At 44.6% G+C, this 8,790-nt stretch carries 9 protein-coding genes and 1 riboswitch; of the genes, 3 read left to right on the top strand and 6 right to left on the bottom strand.

Annotation, left to right across the window (positions count from 1 at the left end; translation table 11 throughout):
• Positions 1–169: 169 nt before the first annotated feature.
• From A7D23_RS05990 to A7D23_RS05965, 6 genes are all read right to left on the bottom strand, one after another.
• Positions 170–2,425 (bottom strand): DEAD/DEAH box helicase, encoded by a 2,256-nt coding sequence (locus tag A7D23_RS05990; protein ID WP_019225746.1) that lies wholly within the window; start codon positions 2,423–2,425, stop codon positions 170–172.
• A 139-nt stretch (positions 2,426–2,564) separates the two neighbouring features.
• Positions 2,565–2,852 carry a late competence development ComFB family protein gene (locus tag A7D23_RS05985; RefSeq protein WP_019225747.1) on the bottom strand — a complete coding sequence of 96 codons (288 nt, stop codon included), beginning with the start codon at positions 2,850–2,852 and terminating at the stop codon, positions 2,565–2,567.
• 128 nt (positions 2,853–2,980) lie between these two features.
• Complete coding sequence (locus A7D23_RS05980) at positions 2,981–3,730, bottom strand: ABC transporter ATP-binding protein (protein WP_019225748.1); 750 nt, start codon at positions 3,728–3,730, stop codon at positions 2,981–2,983.
• A 15-nt stretch (positions 3,731–3,745) separates the two neighbouring features.
• Positions 3,746–4,759 carry an ABC transporter substrate-binding protein gene (locus A7D23_RS05975; protein ID WP_019225749.1) on the bottom strand — a complete coding sequence of 338 codons (1,014 nt, stop codon included), beginning with the start codon at positions 4,757–4,759 and terminating at the stop codon, positions 3,746–3,748.
• Between the two features lie 84 nt (positions 4,760–4,843).
• The gene (locus A7D23_RS05970; RefSeq protein WP_019225750.1) at positions 4,844–5,641 is read right to left on the bottom strand and encodes an ABC transporter permease; all 798 of its coding nucleotides are present in this window, start codon (positions 5,639–5,641) and stop codon (positions 4,844–4,846) included.
• A gap of 16 nt (positions 5,642–5,657) precedes the next feature.
• Positions 5,658–5,945: a thiamine-binding protein gene (locus A7D23_RS05965; RefSeq protein WP_015042425.1), complete on the bottom strand. Its 288-nt coding sequence runs from the start codon at positions 5,943–5,945 to the stop codon at positions 5,658–5,660.
• A 115-nt stretch (positions 5,946–6,060) separates the two neighbouring features.
• A riboswitch (TPP riboswitch) is annotated at positions 6,061–6,167 on the bottom strand.
• Between the two features lie 186 nt (positions 6,168–6,353).
• Between A7D23_RS05965 and A7D23_RS05960 the strand changes: the two genes are divergently transcribed.
• The 3 genes from A7D23_RS05960 (at position 6,354) to A7D23_RS05950 (ending at position 8,770) form a co-directional block, all read left to right on the top strand.
• Positions 6,354–7,073, top strand: a complete 720-nt coding sequence (locus tag A7D23_RS05960) for a demethylmenaquinone methyltransferase (RefSeq protein ID WP_019225751.1) — start codon at positions 6,354–6,356, stop codon at positions 7,071–7,073.
• A 240-nt stretch (positions 7,074–7,313) separates the two neighbouring features.
• The gene (locus A7D23_RS05955) at positions 7,314–7,736 is read left to right on the top strand and encodes a CBS domain-containing protein (protein ID WP_019225752.1); all 423 of its coding nucleotides are present in this window, start codon (positions 7,314–7,316) and stop codon (positions 7,734–7,736) included.
• Between the two features lie 395 nt (positions 7,737–8,131).
• Positions 8,132–8,770: a cobalamin-dependent protein gene (locus A7D23_RS05950; RefSeq protein WP_019225754.1), complete on the top strand. Its 639-nt coding sequence runs from the start codon at positions 8,132–8,134 to the stop codon at positions 8,768–8,770.
• Positions 8,771–8,790: the final 20 nt, after the last annotated feature.

The following is an 8,790-nucleotide window of genomic DNA, read 5'->3' as shown; positions in this document are numbered from 1 at the left end:
GAGAGTGATAAACTAAGCCATTACATATAAGAATTGAAAAACCAGGAGAATGAGTCAATATATCTCATCTTCTGGTTTTTTGGTTGTGTGGTTTAAGCGAAAAACAAAGTGTTTTTCAGTGGCCTCTAAAACGGCTCCTCTTTTTGATGGCTACAGAGGGCAAGGCAGCTTAATTTAACTCTTGGATCGAAGCCTCATCTCTGTCCAGTTTCTTGATGCAGATGCTGAAGCGTTCTCTTAACGACTGGTCTGTTACGGCTTCCCGCATCTGGCGCAGTAAATCGATGGTTCGCCTTAAGACCGCGATAATGTCTCCTTCATCGAGGGTGCAGAGCTGCTGAAGCTCGATTAATGTGGCGCCTTTGCTCCAATGATACGCAAGGACGGCCGCCTTGGATTCAAAGCGCACAGCGTCAGGCCCGCAGATGCTCTGAATATAATTCAGGATTTCCCTGACAGGCTTAAAATCAATCTGGTCAAACTTTTGGAAATACTCATTACGTTTGCTTTCATAATCAATACAGGAAATCAGCGCAGTCAGCTGGTCATCATCCAGCTGTTCGATGATTCCTGAGTAAATCAACTCGGTTACCAGGATTTCCTGCACATAAATATATCTGGCGAGCTCCCCCCGCGGCAAAAGCTTGTCATTTCCGATATAGCCTATTTGCTGCAGTAGGGCTTTTTTTCTTTCAAATTCGGAATTAAATGTGTTGTAATCCGGCATTGAGAACAATTGATTCTTGAGGTCCGTGATTTCTTTTTCGAGGTTCATCCACTTTCCGGCGAAGGATTTACAGCTGTCGTTTTGTTTTCTGGTACATTTCTGGGGAACAGTCTTAAGGATCTTCTCCCATTTCATGATTTTTCGGTGCATCTGACGCCCGAAAATCTTATTGCGGCGTCGCGGGTCCAATTTATCATAGGCTTTATGAAGCCTGTCCAATTCTTTCTTTTTCGGGTAGTAATTCAGCGGACACCGATAGGTCCCGACATGCTCACAAAGGTTCTCTTTGGCTTGGGCTGATTGCTCGGACAGAAGACGAATCTCTTCTTCCGTTTTTTGTGCGGTCAAGATATAGGAATGAGCAGCAAAACTTTTTTTGAAATAGGTTTCGATTTGCTCCGGCGATAATGTTGCCAGGAGATTCAAAACTGTATTATAGGAAAGCCGAAACTGACTGGTCAGAGGTTCTAACTTGGCAATATCAAATTTTACCGGCGGTTCTTTTTCAAAGTAATTCAAATCAACAATCGCAAAGGAATAACCGATCTCGTCAATGCCGCGTCGGCCGGCCCTGCCGGACATCTGAAAAAATTCGTGGTTTGCCAGAGCCCTGAAACTGCGTCCGTCGTATTTGTTTAGGGAATCAAAGCAGACGGCCTTGACAGGATAGTTGATCCCGACACTGAAGGTCTCGGTACAGTACAGAACTGAGATCATCTTGGCCAGGAAAAGATCCTCTACGACGGATTTCTGCAAAGGCAGCAGCCCGGCATGGTGATAGGCAATACCTTTCCGGCAGACCCTGAATAACTTGCGCGTGGAAGAGGACCAAGTATCTTCAGCACCAAAATGCTCCAAAAAAATGTTTTTCACTTCTTTGCTTTGTTCCGACGACAGATAGTTTTTGATATTGGCCAGTTCATGCGCTTTATCGGCGCATTGCTTTCTGCTGAATACAAAATAGAGGGTAGGAAGATATTGTTTATCAACAGTTTTGATCAGGTCAAGATGTGACGTCGGTTTAAACAGCGGGGAATTATCGGTTCTGTCCGTGGATTTAAGCTTCTGATAATAGAACCTGATCAGGTCATCATAGCCGATGATGCCGGTGTCCTGACAAAAATAATAATATTCCAGAGGAACGATCCTTTGCTGTTCCTCGATCAACACAACGGTGTCTTTGCGGATGGCCTCGATCCAGCCCTTCAGTTCCACGGCATTGGCAATTGTGGCACTTAAGCCCAGAATCTTAATATTTGGCGGAGCGAGAATGATGGATTCTTCCCAGACTGTACCTCTGTCCTCATCATTAAGCCAGTGAATCTCATCAAAGATGATATAGGAAACGTGCTCCAGTTCCGGGTCATTGGTGATGACCTGGTTGCGGAAGATCTCTGTCGTCATGATCAGCAGCGGAGCGCCAGGATTGATCACAACATCCCCGGTCATGATCCCGACGGTCTCGCTGCCAAATTGGTGGGAAAAATCTTTGAATTTCTGGTTGCTTAACGCTTTTATCGGTGCTGTATAAATAATCCGTTTGCTTTCCCGAATTGATTTTTCGACCAGATAATCTGCTACCATTGTTTTTCCTGTCCCGGTAGGGGCTGAGACAATGACGGAATGCCCGTGATTGATTGCTTCAATCGCATCCATTTGGAATTGGTCGAGTTTTAGTCCCTGATACTCGGAAATCACGCTGATCACCTGCTTTTATTTTGAAGTCGCAATCATTGTAACAGAGTAAATAGCGATAATCAAATCCAGGATTGGAAAAAGTAAAGACGCCTCATATCATTTGAAGCGCCTTTGCAACTGTCATTAATCCCATGCGGGTTTATTCTTCTTTCTGGTCAAGCGGATGGGACGGGAAAGCAGCAACTATCTGGGCAGCACCAACGACTTCTGCCAAAACTCGGGCTTTGTCCGGAAACATTTGTGATTCAAAGTGTGTCATGACTTCGCCTTTTAAGGAAACATAATATCTTGGAGGGAAGCGGTTCAGTACAAAAGCCATTATGTCGGCCTGACACCGTTCGCATTTGCAAGGGATATTGGCGACGGGCAGATAATCTTCCAGTGTTTTCTTCACGATGACTTCACTAAAATTTTTTAGTTCATACATTAGTCTTATCCTCCCTGGGAAAAAATGCTTACCCTATTTTAACATATCGCGCCAAAGGGTAAAAGAACCCAGCGGGATTTCGAAAAAGTTTTTCAGGTATTGAAACATCTTCAAACGTTCTTTGGATATCAAGTTCCCAGCAAGTGAAACAGTTTTGTCTTCAAAGGCAATATCCCGGAAGAAAAAATCAGTTCCGGATCACGCGGCCGGGGAAACGGAACGTCGATGATCTCGACAACTTCTGCCGGGTATTTGCTGAGTACAAAAATTTTATCCGACAGCAGAATTGCTTCTTCAATATCATGGGTAATAAAGAGCACGGTATGCTTCGTTTCAATCCAGATTGACAGCAGCCAAAGCTGCATTTCTCTGCGGGTCAGGGCATCAAGCGCCCCGAAAGGCTCATCCAAAAGCAGCGTGGGCTGTCCGAATAGGATGGTTCGGAGCAGGGCGCCACGCTGTTTCATGCCGCCGGAAAGCTGATGAGGATAGTAATCGGCAAAATCGAGCAGCCCGAAATGTTCCAGACCCTTGATGGCCTCGACTGAAGAGATTTTTTTATCCTGGCGTCTGAGATCGCAGCCCAGCGTTACATTTTCCCGAAGAGTCCGCCACGGAAGAAGCAGGTCTTTTTGAAACATGTAGCCGACATGTCCTGGCATTCCGGTGATTTCTTGGTCATCGAGAAGGATTTGCCCCTGGTCGGGCTTTTCAATACCGGCGATAAGATTGCACAGCGTACTCTTGCCGGAACCGGAAGGCCCGATCAGGGAGACGAAAGAACCGCTCTCGATGGTCAGATTCAAATCCCGGAAAATCTCCATGGATTGACCGTTTTCGATATAGGTTTTCGAAAGGTTTTTTAAGGCAAGTGTCAAGGCGTCTGACCTCCGTTATCTGGTCGGAAGAAAATCATTGGTAAAAGCTTTGGATGAATCCATCATTTTGGTGACGAGCTTATTGTCATAGAGCCACTTGCTGTAGTTTTCCCAGACAGTTGCTTTCTGGACACCCCATTGTTTCGCATCGGCTTTGTACTGCGGGCTCAGCCAGGCCTGACTGCGTTTGATCATTTCCGGATCGGATTCAGGAGCGTATTTGATCAAGATTTCAGCTGATTCTTCCGGATTCCCAATTGCATATTCGTAGCCGGCACCGATTGCCTGCATCATTTTGCGGACAGTATCGGGGTTACTCTGAATCATTTCCTCGTTCGAGACAATGACCGGTGTGTAATAATCGAGGGCAGGGTCGATATCTTTCAGCCAGATCATATTAAGTTCCTGTCCTCTGATTTCAGCCTGGATACCTGTCCAACCATAGAAAATCCAGGTCAGATCAATATTGCTATTCAAAGAGGCCAACTGATCGGTTTCCCCGATATTGACCATGTTGATTTTGCTGAAGTCGGCATTTTCTTTTTGCATCAGCGCTGTAAGGATCGCGGTTTCCGAAGGCAACCCCCAGCCGCCGTATGTTTTTCCTTCAAAATCCTTGGCTGTCAGGATATTCTTGCTTCTCAGCGAGACAAAACCAGAGGTGTTGTGTTGAATGATAGTTGCCAGAGAGACAAGTGGCAAGTCACTGAGGCGGGCAGATGTAACCTGTTCCTGTGCACTGATACCAAAATCTACCTTTCCGGTTGCAACAAGCTGCTCGAGTGTTCCTTGGCTCGATGGGTTGACAATGTTGACTTCGAGTCCCTGGTCTTTGAAATAGCCTTTATCCTGAGCAACAAATAGCCCGGTATGATTCGTATTCGGTGTCCAGTCCAGCATAAGCGTTAGTTTAACCGGCTGGTTATTCTGGACGGAGTTCTGTTCAGCCTGTTTGCTGCAACCCGAAAGAGTCACAGTGAGAATCAGAAGGAGCACAATAAACGTAACCAATATCTTTTTCGTTTTCATTTCTATACCTCACTTGTATTTTTTGGGGGGCGAAGGAACGTATCTTTTCTCCTTGTTTACGGGGACGAAAGATACGTCCCTGGGTCAGCTTGTCCGTCTGTATCGGGAATACCAGGGAAGCAGTAGCCTGGTCAGAATAATAATGATTGCATAATAAAAGAAGCTGAGAGCAGTGATTGCAATGATTGCTGCAAATACTCTGTCGGTAAGGAAATTATTCGAAGAACGCAGCAGATAGACACCGAGCCCTTGGCTTGCTCCAAGCCATTCACTGATGACAGCCGTCATGACACTGTAGGCAGCAGCAATTTTCAAGCCTGAAAACAGTGCCGGCATAGCGTGAGGCCAACGGATTAGGGAGAATACCTGCCATTTGGATGCGCCCATGCTTTGCAGCAGATGCAGAAGATCTAAATCGCTTAATTCAAGGCCTTCAAGCAAACTGATCGCGATCGGAAAAAAACAGACCAGAACGACAATCAAGATTTTAGGCAGTACCCCATACCCCAGCCAGAGCAACAGCAGCGGTGCGACCGCTATCAAGGGGATCGTCTGGGAAATGATCAGAAATGGGTAAAACACCCGCCGAGACAGCGGAAACAGCGTCATTAGTGTGCTGACCGTCATGCCCAGAGCAACAGCGAGCCCTAAGCCCAACGTCGTCTCAATGATCGTTGCTTTGGTATGGCCCCAGATCACGTCCTTCGTATTCCAGAGAGCTTTCCCGATCTGAGAAGGAGAGGGAAGAAGCCAGCGGGGGATGCTGAAGTAATTTACCGTAAGCTGCCAGACTGCCAGCAGCACAACCAAAAAGAAAAGGGCAGGGGCATACCTCAGCAGTACAGCCGGTGGTCGGAATCTCCGGCTATTGTTTTTCAGCAATGGGAATCCCTTCTTTTCAGCGGTACTTGGCAATTTTCTCATTGATCGTGGAACCCTGGGGTACATAGTCAATTTTTACATTGGTCATTACCCTGGAAGCCCCGGCTTTGATACAAGCCTCCATAGCATCTTTGATGACCTGCCAGATTTCATCAGGCTCTCCTTCAAGTGCTGTTTCCATCGGACCGACTTCGTAGGGAAGGCCGCTTTGGGCGACAACTTTGATTGCTTCATCAACAACCGGATAGATTCTGGATTCCTCAACTTTTGGAATGACCTGAAAGGCCATTGTTATCTTCGCCAAAATACATTTCTCCTTCACGTATTTTATAGATTACTGTCCGTGACTTTGTAAATAATAAGACACTGCTTATCAACCATGACCGACAAACAAAAAACGCTGCAAAGGCAGCGCAGTTATTAAAGTTTTTTATTATTACTACGCTGGCATTACCCAGATCAGTTTTAAGGGTCGGATACGTGATATCCCTCTCAGCCAGCATCCCCAGCTCCCCATACTATTAAATTAGTTTTATCCTACCATAGTTGAAAATCATTAGCAATAGTGTTTTAGATTACTGTTTGCTTTTCATCAGATCATTTGCTTCTCAGGTGAGATATTCTAGATAGTTCTTAAATTGGACAATTTGGGCTAATTATCATATGATAGTACTGACCATATACTGGGCAAGATGGTACAAGGAGAGAGAAAATGGATTTTGCAGGCAAAGATAAATCAGAATACGTCAAGGAAACGTTTAACGCGATTGCCGGGAAATATGATCTAATGAATTCCCTGATGAGTATGGGGATGGATAACGCCTGGCGGGCCAAAGCAGTCAGGATTGTCGAGGCTAAACCCGGAATGAAGATGATTGACCTGTGCTGCGGAACCGGCAAGCTTACCAGAGAAATTGCCGTCGCCGTCGGGGATTCCGGCAGAGTCACCGGAGTCGATTTTTCAGAGGAAATGCTGGTTGTGGGCCGGAAAAATATTGAAAATGACCGTTACAAAGCGAGTATTGAGCTTTTGCAGGGCAATGCGATGAGCTTGCCTTTTACCGACAACAGTTTTGACGGAGCGACCGTTGGCTGGGGGCTCAGGAATCTTCCTGATCTGCGCCGCGGAATCCGGGAAATGATCCGTGTTGTCAAACCTGGTTCGATGGTTGTATCTCTGGATATGGGAAAACCGACTATACCGGTTTTCAAACAGTTTTACTGGCTGTATTTTGAGAAGATCGTCCCGTGGCTGGGAAAAATCCACGGCGGAAAACAAAAAGAATACACGTATCTTTATGATTCAGCCTGTGAGTTTGAATCTCAGCGTCAGCTCACCCTGATCTTTGCTGAATGCGGACTTCAGGATACGGGATATAAAAATCTTGTCGGCGGTGTTGTGGCGATCGTGTATGGCCGAAAACCAAAATGAATCAAACAAATAGAATAAAAATAAGGAATTCAATTATAAACAACAATAATAGCAGTAAATAACGTAATAAAATTATCCCCGGGTCAACCGAGGATAATTTTATTTTTACAGCAAAAGATAGTATAGATAATCATTTTTCTTTAATTAAAATCAACGTTTTACAAAGGGATTATTTACTGACATAATTCATTGGTTTCAGTGAAAAACTAGTGGAAATATTAAAACGGAGGTGTTTTTTATATGCGGGTCATGGATATTATGTCAACAGATGTAAGCTGGGTGGACCCAGCAGCCAAAGTTACGGATATCGCTAAAATTATGAGAGATAAAGATATTGGTGCTGTTCCGGTCGTTCAGGCCGGCAAAGTATTGGGAATTATTACAGACCGGGATATTGTTCTGAGGGTCATCGCTTCGAACAAGGATGTCAACCAGATGACGGCCGAGCAGTGCATGACGGTAGATCCAATCTGTATCGATGGCACGCAGGATATCGATACTGTTGCTGAAACCATGGCTGAATACCAGGTAAAACGTCTTCCTGTGCTGAACAAGGGGCAAATTATTGGGGTCATTGCGTTAGGTGACCTCGCGATTGAAAATATTCATATCAATGAGGCTGGAGAGGCTTTAAACGGGATATCGCGAGGCATCAGCCATTAATGCCAGATAGGAAAGATACTTCAATCATAAATGGGATATGCTTTACAATGGCATATCCCATTACATATTTTATGGAGGTTTTATGAGTGAAAACAAAATATCATTTTTAAGCGGCTCTTTTTTATGGTTTGGTGCTGCAATTTTCTCAGGCAGTTACGATGTGGTGGAAATTCAATAAATAGATACTGTCAGACAAAATCCAAAAGTATGAATTGAGATACATGTACCATAAAAGATTGTGTAATGTTACAGCTAAAGCAGTTCTAAAGATGCAATCAATGATCCGGATATATTTGAACATAAAATTTCTAAAAATCATTTCATACTAAATTTAAAAAAATGTATATTTGGTATAGTTGCTTGTATACACAAATTTTTATGGAGGATGATCTGAAGTGGTGGATTTGAAAGTCCTGACTCAAGCGATGTCCGATTTGGACGAAGACGTGCTAAACAAGGCCATTGATGAAGTACTAAGTAAAGACGACAATGCCGCAGAAGCTCAAGAAGTTGTTAAAGCTTGTCAGCAAGGTATGACACTCGTAGGTGAACGCTATGATTCGGGCGAGTACTTTATTGGAGATTTGGTCTTCGCCGGGGAAGTGTTGCAAAGTGTAATGGACAAGCTCAAACCGGCTTTAAGTGCAGGTTCCTCAGCAAAAGGCGGAAAGATTGTTTTAGCTACAGTCTTTGGAGATATTCATGACATAGGCAAAAATATTTTCAGATCCGTGGCTGAAGCCGCGAGTTTTGAGGTGATCGACCTGGGGATCAATGTTCCGGTTAACCAGATCGTGGACAAGGTAAAAGAGGTTAACCCTGATATTATAGGATTAAGCGGCGTACTGACTTTGGCGCTGGATAGTAAGAAAGAAACAGTTAATGCGCTTAATGAAGCAGGCCTTAGAAATTCAGTTAAGGTGATTATCGGCGGAGTACCCGTTAATGAGAATGTATGTAAAAGTATAGGTGCCGATGCCTTTTCGACAAACGCAGCTGAAGGTGTAAAAATATGCCAGAGATGGGTGGGTTGATCAATAAGTGAAGCTATGAA

The sequence above is a fragment of the Dehalobacter sp. TeCB1 genome (assembly GCF_001707455.1).
GTDB classification, from domain to species: Bacteria; Bacillota; Desulfitobacteriia; order Desulfitobacteriales; family Syntrophobotulaceae; genus Dehalobacter; species Dehalobacter restrictus.
This window is presented reverse-complemented; position numbering and strand designations above follow the sequence as displayed.